We start from the raw sequence: 14,672 nt of genomic DNA, 5'->3' as shown, positions 1-14,672 counted from the left end.
CTTCTATCACCGCCTCTTCGCCAGCATGAAGAAGCACGGCATCGAGCCCTGGGTGACGCTCTTCCACTGGGACCTGCCGCAGGCGCTGGAAGACCGCGGCGGCTGGACGTCGCGCGTGACGGTCGACGCCTTCGGCCGCTACGCCGACACGGTCGTCAAGGCCTTCGCTGGTGAAGTGAAGCACTGGATCACGATGAACGAGATCCGCTGCTTCACGCAACTGGCCTACGGCTATGGCACCAAGGCACCGGGGCGCAAGGAGAGCGCGGCCGTCGTCAACCAGACCTTCCACCACGCGCTGCTGTGCCACGGCCACGGCGTGCGCGCGGTGCGCGAGTTCGGCGGCGCAGGCGCCGTGGTCGGCCTGACCGACAACTGCGATGTCTGCGTGCCCGTCACCGAGACACCGGCCGACATCGCCGCGGCCAAGGCCTGGTTCCTGGAGAAGAACGCGCACGTGCTGGGCGCCATGCACGCCGGCCACTACCCGGCCGACTATCTGGCCCGCGTGGGCAGCGATGCCCCGCAGGTGCTGCCCGGTGACTTCGAGCTCATCAGCCTGCCCACCGACCACCTGGGCCTGAACATCTACACCGCCACGTACGTGCGCGCCGGCAAGGATGGCGCCGCCTGGGAGGCCGTGCCGCTGCCGGCCAACTACCCGCGCGCCGACAGCCTCTGGCTCAACCTGGTGCCCCAGGCCATCTATTGGGCCACCCGTTTCTGCCATGAGCTGTACGGCCACGCTTCGCTGTACATCACCGAGAACGGCTGCGGCTACAACGACGAGCCAGTCGTGAACGGCGAGGTGCTGGACCTGCACCGCCGCGACTTCCTGCGCAACCACCTGCGCGAGGCCCACCGCGCGATTGCCGACGGCGTGCCGCTGCACGGCTACTTCCTGTGGAGCTTCATCGACAACTACGAGTGGGAAGACGGCTACCAGCGGCGCTTTGGCATCGTGCACTGCGACTACGCCACGCAGGTGCGCACCCCGAAGCTGTCGGCGCGCTACTACGCCGAAGTCATGCGCGAGCGGTGCATCCTGTGAACGCGAGCACCCTTCACCTGGAGCGCGTCGTGCCGCCGGCGGCGGATCGCCTGCCGATGCGGCAGAAGATCGGCTTTGGCCTCGGGTCCATCCTGGACATGTGGGGCCACTGGCTCTATCCGTCGCTGGCCTACCAGGTCTTCAACATCTTCCTCGGCGTGGCCCCCGGCCTGATCTCGACGGTGCAGATGATCAAGATCTTCGTCGACGCCGGCTCGGACGCCGTCTTCGGCTGGCTGTCGGACAACACGCGCACGCGCTACGGGCGCCGCCGTCCCTTCATCCTGGTGGGCGGCGTGCTTGCCGGCATCGGCCTGCCACTGATGTTCGCTGTCGGCAAGGGGTGGACCCAATCCGAGTACTTCATCTTCATGCTGGTCAGCACGGTGATCTACGTGCCCATCATGAGCTGCTTCAACATGCCCTGGAGCAGCCTTGGTGCGGAGATGACGCCGGACTACCACGAGCGCACGATGGTGATGGCGATCCGCAACGCCATCCAGAAGGGGCCCGAGCTGGCGATGTTCTTCGCCGCCCAGTTCACGACGCTGGCCATCTTCAACCAGGCCAACGGCAAGCCCGACATCCTGCGCGGCGCGCAGACCTATTGCGCCATCCTCGGCGCCATCATGGTGGCTGCTTCCATCGCCATCTTCCTGCTGGTGCGCGAGCGCTACTACGAGAAGCTGGTGTCGCGCACACAGACCCACATCCCGTTTGCCGACACGCTGTGGCGCACGCTGCGCTGCAGGCCCTTCCGCCATGTGCTGGGCATGATGCTGGCCTACGGCACCGGCACGGCCATGGTGGGCACGCTCGGCTACTACGCGACGGTCTACTACGTCTGCGGCGGCAACGTCGTGGAGGGCGCGAAGTGGAACACGGCCATGGGCCTGTCGGGCATGGCCTTCGGCTTCGCGGGCATCCCCTTCTTCGCGTGGATCGCGCGCCGCCAGGGCAAGCGGGTCGGCCTGGCGGCAGTGCTGTTCCTGGCCATCTGCGCCTTCATCGGCGACTGGTGGCTGTACGACCCGGCGCGGCCTTATCTGCAGCTGCTGGCCTGTGGCTTCGTGGCTTTCACAGGTGCAGGGTTCTGGACGCTGTACAACGCCACGCTGGGCGACGTGGTGGACTACGACGAGATGCAGACCGGCCAGCGCCGCGAGGGCTCGTTCTCGGCCTGCCAGTCGTGGATCTCCAAGGTCGGCATCGCGCTGGGCACGGGCGCCTCGGGCTGGATCCTGCAGTTCACCGGCTTTGACGCCAAGCTGGAGGCCCTGCAGACGCCGCACGCCATTTTTATGATGCGCATCCTGCTGTCCACCATCCCCGTCATCGGCCTGGTGCTGGCGCTGCTGTCGCTGCTGCGCTTCGAGCTGACCGAGAAGCGCATGGCCGAGATCCGCGTGCAGCTGGAAGCCACGCGGGGGCAGGTATGACAGCCACCGGAGCGCGTTGATTTCGCCACCCAGGTCGACGCAAAGCACCCCAAAACGATGATGCAGGAATGCAAGAAGAGCCCACGCCCTTCCTGGGCTCGATGGCATCTGCTCGCCCTGACCTTGACCTTGCTCGCGTGGGTGTGCCCATGTCCCGCTGAACCGGCGGTCTTGCGCATCGTGGCGCCGACCAGCCAGTCGATGCCGGTGCTCAGGATGGCTGAGCAGCGACCCGTCGCAGGTTTGCTCAAGGACCTGGGCGAGGTGTTCGCCCGGCAACTGGGGCTGAGCCCAGTTTTCCTGCCGCTCCCGAGCAAACGCGCGGCCCTGGCCGTGGAGTCTGGTGCCGCCGATCTGCTGTGCTACGCCAAGCCGGAATGGCTGGAGGCCGATGTGCTCTGGACGCAGCTTTTCCTGTCGGGCACGGGCATCATCGCGGCCGGCCCGGACTCGCCCGCCGTGTCGCAGTTGCAGGATCTGCGCGACGAACCACTTGGCACCGTGCTGGGCTACCGCTACCCGGCAATCGATCAGGTGCTGGCGCGGCCGATCGCCCGAGAGGACGTCGCCGACGCAGAGACGAATCTGCGTCGTCTGGCCCTGGGGAGAGTCCGCTACGCCGTGACGGACCGCGCCGCGTTGGCGCATTACGTCAAGAGCCATCCGACGTCAAACCTGCGCGAAGTGCTCGAGGTCGAGCCCTACCGGCTGGGCTGCGCGCTGTCACCGGCCAAGGCCGACCTCCTTCAGCCTCTGAACCGCGTCATCGATCGCATGCGCGTCGACGGCACGTTGGAGAAGCTGTTGAATCGCTACCGCTGATCGGCAATCCGGCCCGGGTATTCACTGGTCTTACCAAATTTTCCATATGGCAAAGTGGCATGACCAATATTTTGACTATTAAGGAAACCTTGTCGCGATGACCTCGCTCCAGGCCGAGTCCTCCACTTCATCGTTGCTGAGCATGCGCGGCGTCTGCAAGCGTTTCGACAGCGTCACCGCGTTGTCGGGCGTCGAGCTGGACGTTCGTCGCGGCGAGGTCCACGCGATCTGCGGTGAGAACGGCGCCGGCAAGTCGACGCTGATGAAGATCCTGAGCGGCGTCTATACACCCGACGAAGGCGAGATCCGCATCGACGGCCAGCCCGTTCGCATCGGCGGCCTGCATCACGCGCAGGAACTCGGCATCGTCATGATTCACCAGGAGCTGAACCTGGTGCCCCACCTGACCGTGGCCGAGAACATCTGGCTGGGTCGCGAGCCGCGGCGGGGCTGGTTTGTGGACAGGGCTCAGCAGCGCAAAGGCGCGCTCGCCTGCCTGCAGCGGCTGGGCATGGACATCGACCCGGATACCGAGGTTTCGGCCCTGTCGATCGCGCAGCAGCAAATGGTCGAGATCGCCAAGGCCCTGTCGATGGATGCGCGGCTGCTGATCATGGACGAACCCACGTCATCGCTCGGCGAGGCGGACGCTTCCCGCCTGCTGGCGGTGGTGCAGGAACTGAAGCGCTCCGGCGTGGGCATCGTCTACATCTCGCACCGGCTCGACGAACTGGACCACATCGTCGACCGCGTCACCGTGCTGCGCGACGGCCACTACATCACCACCCGGCACTGGGCCGAGACGTCGATCGACGAGATCGTCAGCCTGATGGTGGGCCGCGAGCTGAACCAGCAGTTCCCGCCGGCCACGCGCCAACCTTCCACCGAAGTGCTGCTGCGGGTGCGCGGCCTGCGGCGTGAGGGTGTCTTCGGGCCGCTGGATTTCGAGCTGCGGCGCGGCGAGATCCTCGGCTTGGCCGGCCTGGTCGGCGCCGGCCGCACCGAGGTCGCACGGGCCATCTTCGGTGCCGATGCTGTCGATGGCGGCGAGATCGAACTGGATGGCCAACGCCTGCAGATCCGCTCGCCGCGCGATGCCATCGCTGCCGGCATCGCCTACGTCTCCGAAGACCGCAAGGCCCACGGCCTGGCGGTGAAGATGAGCGTGGCCCACAACATCACGCTGGCCAACCTGGGCGCGCTGGCCAGCGGCCTGGGCTTCATCGACGCGGCGCGCGAGCGCAGCACGGCCGAGCGCTTCATCAGCCAGCTCGGCATCCGCACGCCGTCGCCGGACCAGATCGCCCGGCTGCTGTCGGGCGGCAATCAGCAAAAGGTGGTGATTGCCAAATGGCTGTTCCGTGAAGCGCGCGTGATCCTGTTCGATGAACCCACCCGAGGCATCGACGTGGGCGCCAAGTACGCCATCTACGAGCTGATGGACCGGCTCGCGGCCGAAGGCGTGGGCGTCGTGCTGATCAGCTCCGAGCTGCCGGAGATCCTGGGCTTGAGCGACCGCGTGGCGGTGTTCCGCCAGGGCCAGCTCGCCACGCTGCTGAACACCCGCACGTGCAGCCAGCACGACATCATGCACCATGCCTCCGTCGGCTCATCCGAGCCGGCCAAGCCCTCCATGGCATCCCTCGAACCGACGACATGAACGACCGCCAGAAAGACCTGATCCAAAAATTTGCCGCGCTGGCGGGCCTGCTCATCCTGGTGCTGGTGTTCTCGCTGACGAGCAACGCCTTCTTCTCGGTCGGCAACGCGATGACGGTGTCGCTGCAGGTGAGCACCATCGTCTACCTGGGCATCGGTGCGACCCTGGTCATCCTGACCGGCGGCATCGACCTGTCGGTGGGCTCGGTGCTGGCGCTATCGGGCGTGGTGGCGGGCATGCTGGTCAAGAACGGCATGCCGGTGCCGCCGGCCATGGCCATCGGCGTCGTCGTCGGCGCGCTGTGCGGTGCCATCAACGGCCTGTGTGTGACCCGCCTGCGCCTGCCGCCTTTCATCGCCACGCTGGGCATGATGCTGGTGGCGCGCGGCGTCGCGCTGCAGCTCACCGACGCGCGGGCCATCTCCGGTCTGGGCGAAGCCTTTGGCGAACTGGGCAACGGCGCGCTGTGGCGCATCGAGAAGATCGACGAGCAGGGCTTCCCCGATATCGTCTTCCCCGGCATCCCCTATCCGGTGCTGCTGATGATCGTGCTGGCCATCGTCGCGGGCATCCTGCTGCGGCGCACGACGCTGGGGCGGCATCTGCACGCTGTCGGCTCCAACGGCGAGGCAGCGCGGCTGTCGGGTGTCAACGTCGGGCGCGTCGCTATGTTTGCCTACATCGCCTCGGGCGCGCTGGCGGGCCTGTGCGGCTGCGTGCTGATGTCCCGCCTCGTCACCGCGCAGCCCAACGAGGGCGTGATGTACGAGCTCGATGCGATCGCGGCAGCCGTCATCGGTGGCACCTCGCTGCTGGGCGGTGTCGGCACCATCTCCGGCACGCTCATCGGCGCCTTCGTCATCGGCATCCTGCGCAACGGGTTGAACATGAACGGCGTCTCGTCCTTCACACAACAGATCATCATCGGTCTGGTCATCCTCGTCACCGTCTGGATCGACCAACTCCGCAACCGGCGCTGAAGACCGGTTCCATTCCTCAGGAGACATCCCATGCCCCGTCCTTTGATTCACGCGCTCGTGAGCGCCTGCCTGGCTCTGCTCGGCACCGCATCCCAAGCCGGCGAGATCGCCGTCATCGTCAAGACCACGAACTCGACCTATTGGCAGAACGTCAACAAGGGCGCCGAGACCGCCATCAAGGAGATCGCCGGCCACACGCTGACCTTCTCCGGCCCGGCCAGCGAATCAGCCATCGCCGACCAGGTCAACCTCGTCGAGAACGCCATCAACCGCAAGGTGGCCGGCATCGTGCTCGGCCCGTCGGACCCCGACGCGCTGGTGCCGGTCATCAAGAAGGCCTGGGAAGCGCGCATCCCCGTCGTGTTGATCGACTCGCACGTGTCCGAGGCCGGCAAGCCCTACTACCAGTCCTTTCTGACGACGGACAACCGCGCCGCCGGTGAGCTCTGCGCCAAGCAGCTGATCGAGAAGGTCGGCACCACCGGCAAGGTGGCCGTCATGTCCTTCGTTGCCGGGGCCGGCTCCGAGGTCGGGCGCGTCGGCGCCTTCACAAGCTACCTGAAGGCCAACTCCAAGCTCGAGATCGTCGGGCCCTTCTATTCGCAGTCGCAGATGGCCACCGCGATGAACCAGACCACCGACGTGCTGGCCGCCCACCGCGACCTCAAGGCGATCTTCGGCGCCAACGAGCCCACCGCCGTCGGCATGGGCCGCGCGCTGGTGCAGAGCGGCCGCGCGGGCAAGCTGGTCGCCATCGGCTTCGACGGCAACCAGGACCTGCAGAAGTTCGTCCAGGACGGCACGCTCACGGGCATCGCGGTGCAGAGCTCCTTCCAGATGGGCTACCTGGGCGTCAAGACCATCTCCGACGTGTTGCAGAAAAAGCCCGTGCCCAAGTTCCGCGACACCGGCGTCGTGTGGGTCAACAAGGCCAACCTGCAGTCGCCCGAGGCCAAGGCCGTCCTGTACTGAGTCGACAAGCGACGAACTTCAATGCCGCGCTTGAATCACCTTCCCAGCCGCCCTCTCACCGGCGCCGGCCTGCAGCTGACGACGCTGGGCCTGGGCGCCGCGGCCCTGGCCGGCCTTTACGAGGCCGTGGATGACGCCACGGCCATCGCGACGCTGCAGGCCGCCTGGGGCGCCGGCGTGCGCTATTTCGACACGGCCCCTTTCTACGGCTACACGCGCAGTGAACGCCGCGTCGGCGAGTTCCTGTCGCGCCAGCCGCGGGACAGCTTCGTGCTGTCCACCAAGGTTGGGCGCCTCATGCATTCCGACCCGAAAGTGGCGGCCGGCAGCGACGGCTGGGCCAATCCCCTGCCCTTCCGCCCGGTGTATGACTACAGCTACAGCGGCGTGATGCGCTCCTTCGAGGACAGCCTGCAGCGACTGGGATTGGCGCGCATCGACATGCTGCTCGTCCACGACATCGGCCGCTTGACCCACGGCGACCAGCACGACCTTCATTGGCACGCGCTGACCACCGGTGGTTTCCGGGCACTGGAGGAACTGCGCAGCCAGGGCGTCGTGCGGGCCATCGGCCTGGGCGTGAACGAATGGGAAGTGGCGCAGGACGCCATCGCCGCCGCCCCCCTGGACTGCGTGCTGCTCGCCGGCCGCTACACGCTGCTGGAGCAAGGCAGCCTGGGCTTCCTGGACCAATGCGCAACTGCAGGCGTGCGCGTCGTCATTGGCGGCCCCTTCAATTCGGGGCTGCTGGCCGGACAGGCCAAGTACAACTATGGCGGCGTGCCGCCGCAGGTGATGCGCCAGGCTCAGGCCCTGGACGGAACCTGCGCCGAGTTCGGCGTGCCGCTGCAGGCCGCGGCGCTGCAGTTTCCGCTGGCGCATCCGGCCGTGGTCAGCGTGCTGGCGGGCATGCGCTCGCCTGAACAGGTCGCAGCCAACGCCGCCTGGCTGGAGCGCGCCATCCCGCGCGAGCTCTGGCATCGGTTGCGCGGCCGTGGCCTCATTGCCGGCAATGCGCCTCTGCCCGAGCGCGACCTCCAGGACGACTGATGAAGGTCGACTCACATCAGCACTTCTGGCGCCTGGCCGATCGCGAGGGCCAATGGCCGCCCGCTTCGCTGCAGGCCATCCACCGCGACTTCGGCCCCGAGGATCTCGCACCTCACCTGCAGGCCGCCGGCATTGACGCCACCGTGCTCGTGCAGTCCTTGCCGAGCATCGACGACACCCGTTGGATGCTGGCACTTGCCGAACGCACGCCCTGGGTGCGCGGGGTCGTCGGCTGGGTGGACTTCAAGGCCGCCGATGCGGCAGCGCAGATCGCCGCGCTGGCCCGCCACCCGCTGCTCAAGGGCCTGCGCCCGATGCTGCAGGACCTGCCCGAAGACGACTGGATCGCCGACCCGGCCTGCAGCCCGGCCGCCGAGGCCATGCAGCGCCATGGCCTGGTGTTCGACGCGCTGGTGCTGCCGCGCCAGTTGCCGGCGCTGTGCCGTTTCGCCGCACGCCACCCGCGGTTGAACCTCGTCATCGACCACGCTGCCAAACCCCTGATCGCGCGCGGCGAGCTCGAGCCCTGGCGCAATGACATCGCCGCATTGGCCGCCCTCCCCCAGGTGCACTGCAAGCTCTCGGGCCTGCTGACCGAGGCAGGCGAGCGCCGCGATGCGGCGGCCCTGCACCCTTACGCCCAAGCGCTCTGGACGCTGTTCGGCCCGCGCCGCCTGCTGTGGGGCAGCGACTGGCCCGTGCTGCGCCTGGCTGCCGACTACGCCGACTGGTGGCAGCTCGCCCACCAGTTGGCCCGCCAATTCCACCCGGTTCCCCAACCTGACGACCTGCAGGCGCTTTTCGGGGGCAATGCCGCTCGCCTCTACCGCCTCGCCTCCACCACCTAGAACCATGTTGACTGTTTCCTGCGAATCCCCCGGCGTTCTCGTCGCTCACCAACGCCCTCGCCCCGAGCGCGGCCCCGCGGAGGTGTTGCTGCGCGTGAAGCGCGTGGGCGTGTGCGGCACAGACCTGCACATCTTCACCGGCCACCAGCCCTACCTCAGCTACCCGCGCGTCATGGGGCACGAGCTCTCGGGCATCGTGGAGGACGCCGACGCCGACAGCGGCCTGAAGCCGGGCGACGCGGTCTACGTGATGCCCTACCTGTCCTGCGGCCACTGCATCGCCTGCCGCCAGGGCAAGACCAACTGCTGCGTTCGCATCCAGGTGCTGGGCGTGCATCGCGACGGCGCCTTTGCCGAATATGTCAGCGTGCCGCAGCGCTTCGTCGGCAAGGCCGATGGCATCACGCTGGACCAGGCCGCGATGGTGGAGTTCCTGGCCATCGGCGCACACGCGGTCCGCCGCGGCGAGGTTGCGGCCGGCCAGCGCGTGCTGGTGGTGGGCGCAGGCCCCATCGGCATCGGTGCAATGCTGTTCGCCCGCCTGCGTGGCGCCATCGTCACCGCCCTCGACAGCCGCCAGGACCGCCTCGACTTCGCGCTGCGCCATGCCGGCGCCACTGCGGCCGTGGCCCTGGGTGAAGGCGACGAGGAGCAACTGTCGCGGCTCACCGAGGGTGAGTTCTTCGACGTGGTGTTCGACGCCACCGGCAACCCAGGCGCCATGGAGCGCGGCTTTCGCTTCATCGCCCATGGCGGGCGCTATGTGCTGGTGTCCATCGTGCAGGGCGATATCCGCTTCTCCGACCCGGAGTTCCACAAGCGCGAGGCGACGCTGCTCAGCAGCCGCAACGCCACGACGGAAGACTTCGAGACCGTCATGAAGGCGATGCGCGAGGGTCTGGTGCCCGACGTGGCGCTGGCCACGCACCGGCTGACGCTGGCCGACGTACCCGCCGGCTTCCCGCGCCTGCTGGACCCTGCCGAGGGCGTCATCAAAGCCATCGTCGAATGCTGAGCATGAAGCCCCTCGTCCAAGGAGTACCTTGGCCGGTCCCCCGAGGGGACGGCGATGCTTGCCGGTTCGACCGGCAAGCACATCGCCCTGGCGGGCCGGCTTGGGAGCGGCCCGGCGCTCGGCCCGCGATGCCTGAATTCGAAACCGCTCGGCACCCATGAACCCAGGCCAGCCCATCCTGCAGTTCGGCACCAGCCGCTTCCTGCAGGCACATGTCGACCTTTTCGTCAGCGAAGCCACCGAGCGCGGCGAGGCGCTGGGCGGCATCACGGTGGTGCAGAGCACCGGCAACCCGGCAAGCACGATGCGCACCCAGGCCATGGCCCGTGCCGAAGGCTTCGACGTCATCGTGCGCGGCCTGGCGCAGGGCCAGCCCGTGGAAGAGCGCAGAACCTGCCGCTCCGTGCGCGAAGCCTTCCATGCCGCGACGGACTGGCCCGCCGTGCGCGGGCGCATGCGGGGGCCTGTGCAGGTGATCGTTTCCAACACCGGCGACGGTGGCTGGGTGCTGGACGCTGCTGACGCCGTCGCCCTGCTGTCCGACGACGCCGCGGCGCCCTCATCCTTCCCCGCCAAGCTGCTCGTGCTGCTGCACGACCGCTGGCAGGCGCAGCCCGACGCAGAGCTGACGCTGCTGCCCTGCGAGCTGGTGTCGCGCAACGGCGACGCGCTGCGCGACCTCGTCGTGGCGCTGGCGCGCCAATGGCAGTGCAAGCCGGCCTTCATCGACTGGCTGCAGGCCCGGCCGGTGTGGGCCAATTCGCTGGTGGATCGCATCGTGTCCGAGGCCCTGGAGCCGGTCGGCGCCGTGGCCGAGCCCTATGCACTGTGGGCCGTCGAGGCGCAGCCGCGGCTGCAGCTGCCTTGTCGACATCCCGACGTCGTCCTCACCGACGATCTCGCGCGCTTCGAACGGCTCAAGCTCTTCTTGCTCAATCTTGGCCACACACTGCTCGCTGAGCAATGGCAGAAGGGCCGCCTTGCAGCCGACATGACAGTGCTGCAGGCCATGCAGGACCCGGCGCTGCGCGAGCCGCTCGAAGCCGCCTGGCAGCAGGAGGTGCTGCCGGTGTTCGACGCGCTGGGCCAGGGCGATCAGGCGCGGGACTACCTGGTTGCCCTGCGCGAACGGCTATTGAACCCCTTCCTGGCCCATCGGCTGGCCGACATCGCGCAGAACCATGAACAGAAAAAATCACGGCGCCTGCGTCCAGTGGTTGAATTAGCACGGCTGCATGTGCCCGGCCTGGTGCAGCCCCGGCTGAACGCCGCGCTGGCCGCGCAATGAACAAGGAACACGCAATGCAACGCATGGGCATGGTGATCGGCATCGAGCCGGACCGTATCGCCGAATACAAGCGCCTGCACGCGGCCGTCTGGCCCGCGGTGCTGGCGCGCCTGGCCGCCTCCAACATCCGCAACTACAGCATCTTCCTGCGCGAGCCGGAGAACCTGCTGTTCGGCTGCTGGGAATACCACGGCAGCGACTACGAGGCCGACATGGCGGCCATCGCCGCCGACGCCGAAACCCGCCGCTGGTGGACCTTCTGCAGCCCCTGCCAGCGTCCGCTGGAAAGCCGCGCGCCTGGCGAGCACTGGGCAGCCATGGAGTGCGTCTTCCATGTCGACTGACGAAGCGCCGCCGCTGATCCTGCTGCACGCCAGCGACAACGTCGCCGTGGCGCGCGTGGCGCTGGCGGAAAACGCAGAAATCGCCGCGCCGGGTGGTGCTGCCTTGCGTGTTCGCGCTGCCATCGACGCGGGCCACAAGATCGCATTGCGCGCCATCGCGCCCGGTGAGGTGGTACTGAAGTACGGCCAGCCCATCGGCGTGGCCAGCACCGCCATCCAGGCCGGCGACCATGTGCACGTCCACAACGTCGACATGGCCAAGGAAGCGCCACCCCAGGCGGCCAGCCGCTCGCCCGCAGCGCCACTGGCCGCTGGCGAGGCGGCCAGTTTCGAGGGATTCGTGCGAAATGACGGCCGCGTCGGCACGCGCAACTACATCGGCGTGCTTTCCAGCGTGAACTGCTCGGCGACCGTCTGCAAGGCCATCGCCCAGGCTTTCAGTGGCGAGGCGCTGGCTGCCTTCCCTGGCGTGGACGGCGTGGTCGCCATCACGCACGGCAGCGGCTGCGGAATGAGCGCCGAGGGCGAAGGCCTGGAACTGCTGCGCCGCACGCTGCGCGGCTACGCGACCCACCCGAACTTTGCCGGCGTGGTGCTGATCGGCCTGGGCTGCGAAGTGAATCAGGTCGACCCGCTGGTGCAGGGCCTGCCTGCCGCAGCGCGTGAACGCATCCATGTGCTGACGATCCAGCAGGCCGGCGGTACCCGCGAAGCCGTCGAGCAAGGCAAGCAGCTGGTCCGCGAACTGGCCGCGCAGGCCAGCACGGCGCGACGCAGCACGGTCGCGCTGTCCCATCTCGTCATCGGCCTGCAATGTGGTGGCTCGGACGGCTATTCCGGCATCAGCGCCAACCCGGCACTGGGCGCCGCGGTGGACCTGCTGGTGCGCCACGGCGGCACGGCCATCCTGTCGGAGACGCCGGAGATCTACGGCGCCGAACACCTGCTCACCGCGCGCGCCGCATCACCTGAAGTGGCCGAGCGGCTGCTGGCCCGCATCCGGTGGTGGGAGACGTATGCCGCCCTGCACGGCGCGCAGCTGAACAACAACCCGTCGCCCGGCAACAAGGCGGGTGGCATCACCACCATCCTCGAGAAGTCGCTGGGCGCCGTGGCCAAGGGCGGCAGCAGCACGCTCAATGACGTGGTCGAGTACGCGCAGCCCGTTCAGGCGCACGGCCTGGTGTTCATGGACACGCCGGGCTACGACCCCGTGTCAGCCACGGGCCAGGTGGCCGGTGGCGCCAACCTGATCTGCTTCACAACGGGGCGTGGCTCGACCTATGGCTGCAAGCCCACGCCTTCGCTGAAGCTCGCCACCAACAGCCGCCTGTTCGAGCGCATGCCCCTGGACATGGACTTCAATGCCGGCGGCATCGTCGAGGGCTCGCAAACGGTGGCCGAGGCTGGCGAGGCGCTGTTCCGGCTGATCGTGGAGACGGCGTCGGGCCGTCTCACGCTGAGCGAGCAGCATGGCCTGGGTGACAACGAGTTCGTGCCCTGGCAGCTGGGCGCCGTCATGTGAGGCGCGTGGTGCCAGCGCCGCGCTAGACGGCGATGGCGCGCCGCACAGCCGATTCGGACGGTTCGCCGATCCAGCGACCGTGCGAGGCCAGCAGATGGCTGCACATGGCCGCCGCTGCGGCCTGTGGGTTGCGCGCCTCCAGCGCGTGCAGGACTGCTTCGTGCTCAGCCATCGCCGCCTGCCAGGTGTGGGTTGACTCGACACGCCCGCTCATGCGCGAGGAGATCGGGCTGTGGCGGCCGTCGAACAGCGTTCCCACCATGCCGACAAGCACCGAATTGCCGCACATCTCGGCAATGCTGAGGTGAAAGCGCCGGTCCGCCTCGACAGGCTTGCGGTCATGGGCGTGATCTTCGCGCATCGCTTCCAACGCGTCCTCGATGCGCCTCAGCCCGGCCTTGGTGACCCGGGCCGCGGCCAGCGTGATGACCGCACTTTCGAGCACGACGCGCGCCTGCATGAGCTCGGCGGGGCTCTCGCCCAACGCGGGTGTCGCCACATTGCCGCGCTCGGTGGCGGCGCAGAGGTACACGCCCGAGCCGCCGCGGATCTCGACGCGGCCGTCAATCTCCAGCGCGATCAGCGCCTCGCGCAACGATGGCCGAGACACACCCAGCTGCAGCGCCAGCTCACGCTCCGCCGGCAGGCGTGATCCGTCGGCGATGCCTTCGGTCTCGATCAACGCTCGAATCCGGTCCGCGACCAGCTGATATTGGCGGCGGGCGTCGCCGCCGCCGCGAGGTTGACTGGCCATGGCTCACTTGAATCAAAAAATTGGACTGACCAAATGCTATCGCGCGCCACGCGAAAGATTCGGCTTCGCAAGGAAAACCCTGGCGAAATCGCTCAAGGATCTGACCGTTTGAGGCGCCATGCCGGCGCGAGGCTGGTCGTTGCCTCAGTCGGCGACAGCCGCCCCGGCCGGCGGATCGGACGGTTCGCCGATCCATCGGCCGTGCGACGCCAGCAGGTGGCTGCCCATCGCGGCAGCCGCAGCCTGCGGGTTGCGCGCCTCCAGCGCATGGAGGATGGCCTGGTGCTCCGCCAGCGCCACGTGCCAGGCATGCGTTGGCTCGAAGCGCCCGCTCATGCGCGAGGAGATCGGGCTATGGCGGCCATCGAACAGCGTTCCCACCATGCCGACAAGCACCGAATTGCCGCACATCTCGGCAATGCCCAAGTGAAAACGCCGGTCGGCCTCGACCGGCTTGCGCCCAAAGGCATGGTCTTCACGCATCGCCTGCAAGGCCTCCTCGATACGCTGCAATCCAGCCGGCGTGACCCGGGCTGCCGCCAGCGTGACGACCGCGCTTTCGAGCACGACCCGCGCCTGCATGAGTTCGCCGGGGCTGTCTCCCAGGGCCGACGTTGCCACATCGCCCTGGTCCTGGCCGGCACAGACATACACGCCCGAGCCGCCGCGGATCTCGACGCGGCCGTCGATCTCCAGTGCAATGAGTGCCTCGCGCAACGACGGCCGTGACACGCCGAGCTGCAAGGCGAGGTCACGCTCCGCCGGCAGCCGCGACCCGGCCTCTCGGCCTTCCGTCTCGATCAAGGCTCGAATGCGGTCCGCGACCAACTGGTACTGGCGGCGCGTGTCGCTACCGCGAGGGTGTTGAGCCATGTTTCCCTGGATGTGGCAATTGGACTGACCACATGCTAACGCCCCAAATTG

General features: G+C 67.9%; 14 protein-coding genes. 12 read left to right on the top strand and 2 right to left on the bottom strand.

Features of this window, described 5'->3' with window-relative positions; genetic code table 11:
- The 12 genes from ACXJKM_RS29050 to ACXJKM_RS28995 form a co-directional block, all read left to right on the top strand.
- Positions 1-1,051 (top strand): glycoside hydrolase family 1 protein (locus ACXJKM_RS29050; protein WP_457356530.1); only part of this gene is annotated, 1,051 nt, incomplete at its 5' end.
- Positions 1,048-2,490 carry an MFS transporter gene (locus ACXJKM_RS29045; RefSeq protein WP_457356529.1) on the top strand — a complete coding sequence of 481 codons (1,443 nt, stop codon included), beginning with the start codon at positions 1,048-1,050 and terminating at the stop codon, positions 2,488-2,490. The genes ACXJKM_RS29050 and ACXJKM_RS29045, both read left to right, overlap by 4 nt.
- A gap of 123 nt (positions 2,491-2,613) precedes the next feature.
- Positions 2,614-3,312, top strand: coding sequence for a substrate-binding periplasmic protein (locus ACXJKM_RS29040; RefSeq protein WP_457356528.1), 699 nt, complete (start codon positions 2,614-2,616; stop codon positions 3,310-3,312).
- 97 nt (positions 3,313-3,409) lie between these two features.
- Complete coding sequence (locus ACXJKM_RS29035) at positions 3,410-4,972, top strand: sugar ABC transporter ATP-binding protein (RefSeq protein ID WP_457356527.1); 1,563 nt, start codon at positions 3,410-3,412, stop codon at positions 4,970-4,972.
- A complete protein-coding gene (locus ACXJKM_RS29030) occupies positions 4,969-5,952 on the top strand; it encodes an ABC transporter permease (RefSeq protein WP_457356526.1) in 984 nt (327 codons plus the stop codon). Before ACXJKM_RS29035 ends, ACXJKM_RS29030 begins: the two co-directional genes overlap by 4 nt.
- A gap of 30 nt (positions 5,953-5,982) precedes the next feature.
- Positions 5,983-6,924, top strand: a complete 942-nt coding sequence (locus tag ACXJKM_RS29025; RefSeq protein WP_457356525.1) for a substrate-binding domain-containing protein — start codon at positions 5,983-5,985, stop codon at positions 6,922-6,924.
- A 30-nt stretch (positions 6,925-6,954) separates the two neighbouring features.
- Positions 6,955-7,974, top strand: coding sequence for an aldo/keto reductase (locus ACXJKM_RS29020; protein ID WP_457356524.1), 1,020 nt, complete (start codon positions 6,955-6,957; stop codon positions 7,972-7,974).
- A complete protein-coding gene (locus ACXJKM_RS29015; protein WP_457356523.1) occupies positions 7,974-8,822 on the top strand; it encodes an amidohydrolase family protein in 849 nt (282 codons plus the stop codon). Before ACXJKM_RS29020 ends, ACXJKM_RS29015 begins: the two co-directional genes overlap by 1 nt.
- Before the next feature lie 4 nt (positions 8,823-8,826).
- Positions 8,827-9,837, top strand: a complete 1,011-nt coding sequence (locus tag ACXJKM_RS29010; RefSeq protein WP_457356522.1) for a zinc-binding alcohol dehydrogenase family protein — start codon at positions 8,827-8,829, stop codon at positions 9,835-9,837.
- A 157-nt stretch (positions 9,838-9,994) separates the two neighbouring features.
- Entirely contained in the window at positions 9,995-11,125 is a 1,131-nt protein-coding gene (locus ACXJKM_RS29005) for a mannitol dehydrogenase family protein (protein WP_457356521.1), read from the top strand.
- A 14-nt stretch (positions 11,126-11,139) separates the two neighbouring features.
- A complete protein-coding gene (locus tag ACXJKM_RS29000; RefSeq protein WP_056197501.1) occupies positions 11,140-11,469 on the top strand; it encodes an L-rhamnose mutarotase in 330 nt (109 codons plus the stop codon).
- Positions 11,459-12,994 carry a UxaA family hydrolase gene (locus tag ACXJKM_RS28995; protein WP_056197503.1) on the top strand — a complete coding sequence of 512 codons (1,536 nt, stop codon included), beginning with the start codon at positions 11,459-11,461 and terminating at the stop codon, positions 12,992-12,994. Before ACXJKM_RS29000 ends, ACXJKM_RS28995 begins: the two co-directional genes overlap by 11 nt.
- Before the next feature lie 22 nt (positions 12,995-13,016).
- On the opposite strand, the gene ACXJKM_RS28990 is transcribed toward ACXJKM_RS28995, so the two are convergent.
- Together ACXJKM_RS28990 and ACXJKM_RS28985 are read right to left on the bottom strand one after the other, a co-directional pair.
- Positions 13,017-13,748, bottom strand: coding sequence for a FadR/GntR family transcriptional regulator (locus ACXJKM_RS28990; RefSeq protein ID WP_056197505.1), 732 nt, complete (start codon positions 13,746-13,748; stop codon positions 13,017-13,019).
- Between the two features lie 144 nt (positions 13,749-13,892).
- The gene (locus ACXJKM_RS28985) at positions 13,893-14,621 is read right to left on the bottom strand and encodes a FadR/GntR family transcriptional regulator (RefSeq protein ID WP_457322484.1); all 729 of its coding nucleotides are present in this window, start codon (positions 14,619-14,621) and stop codon (positions 13,893-13,895) included.
- Positions 14,622-14,672 lie beyond the last annotated feature (51 nt).

The sequence above is a fragment of the Roseateles sp. P5_D6 genome (genome assembly GCF_054049415.1).
Note: the sequence above shows the minus strand (reverse complement) of the source record. Positions and strands in the feature narration are given on the sequence as shown.

Excerpts from the sequence above, each read along its gene's own strand:
- ACXJKM_RS29030 (WP_457356526.1), top strand. The coding sequence starts at position 4,969 with ATGAACGACCGCCAGAAAGACCTGATCCAAAAATTTGCCGCGCTGGCG.
- ACXJKM_RS29010 (WP_457356522.1), top strand. The coding sequence starts at position 8,827 with ATGTTGACTGTTTCCTGCGAATCCCCCGGCGTTCTCGTCGCTCACCAA.
- ACXJKM_RS29000 (WP_056197501.1), top strand. The coding sequence starts at position 11,140 with ATGCAACGCATGGGCATGGTGATCGGCATCGAGCCGGACCGTATCGCC.
- ACXJKM_RS29005 (WP_457356521.1), top strand. The coding sequence starts at position 9,995 with ATGAACCCAGGCCAGCCCATCCTGCAGTTCGGCACCAGCCGCTTCCTG.
- ACXJKM_RS29025 (WP_457356525.1), top strand. The coding sequence starts at position 5,983 with ATGCCCCGTCCTTTGATTCACGCGCTCGTGAGCGCCTGCCTGGCTCTG.
- ACXJKM_RS29035 (WP_457356527.1), top strand. The coding sequence starts at position 3,410 with ATGACCTCGCTCCAGGCCGAGTCCTCCACTTCATCGTTGCTGAGCATG.
- ACXJKM_RS28990 (WP_056197505.1), bottom strand. The coding sequence starts at position 13,748 with ATGGCCAGTCAACCTCGCGGCGGCGGCGACGCCCGCCGCCAATATCAG.
- ACXJKM_RS28995 (WP_056197503.1), top strand. The coding sequence starts at position 11,459 with ATGTCGACTGACGAAGCGCCGCCGCTGATCCTGCTGCACGCCAGCGAC.
- ACXJKM_RS28985 (WP_457322484.1), bottom strand. The coding sequence starts at position 14,621 with ATGGCTCAACACCCTCGCGGTAGCGACACGCGCCGCCAGTACCAGTTG.
- ACXJKM_RS29015 (WP_457356523.1), top strand. The coding sequence starts at position 7,974 with ATGAAGGTCGACTCACATCAGCACTTCTGGCGCCTGGCCGATCGCGAG.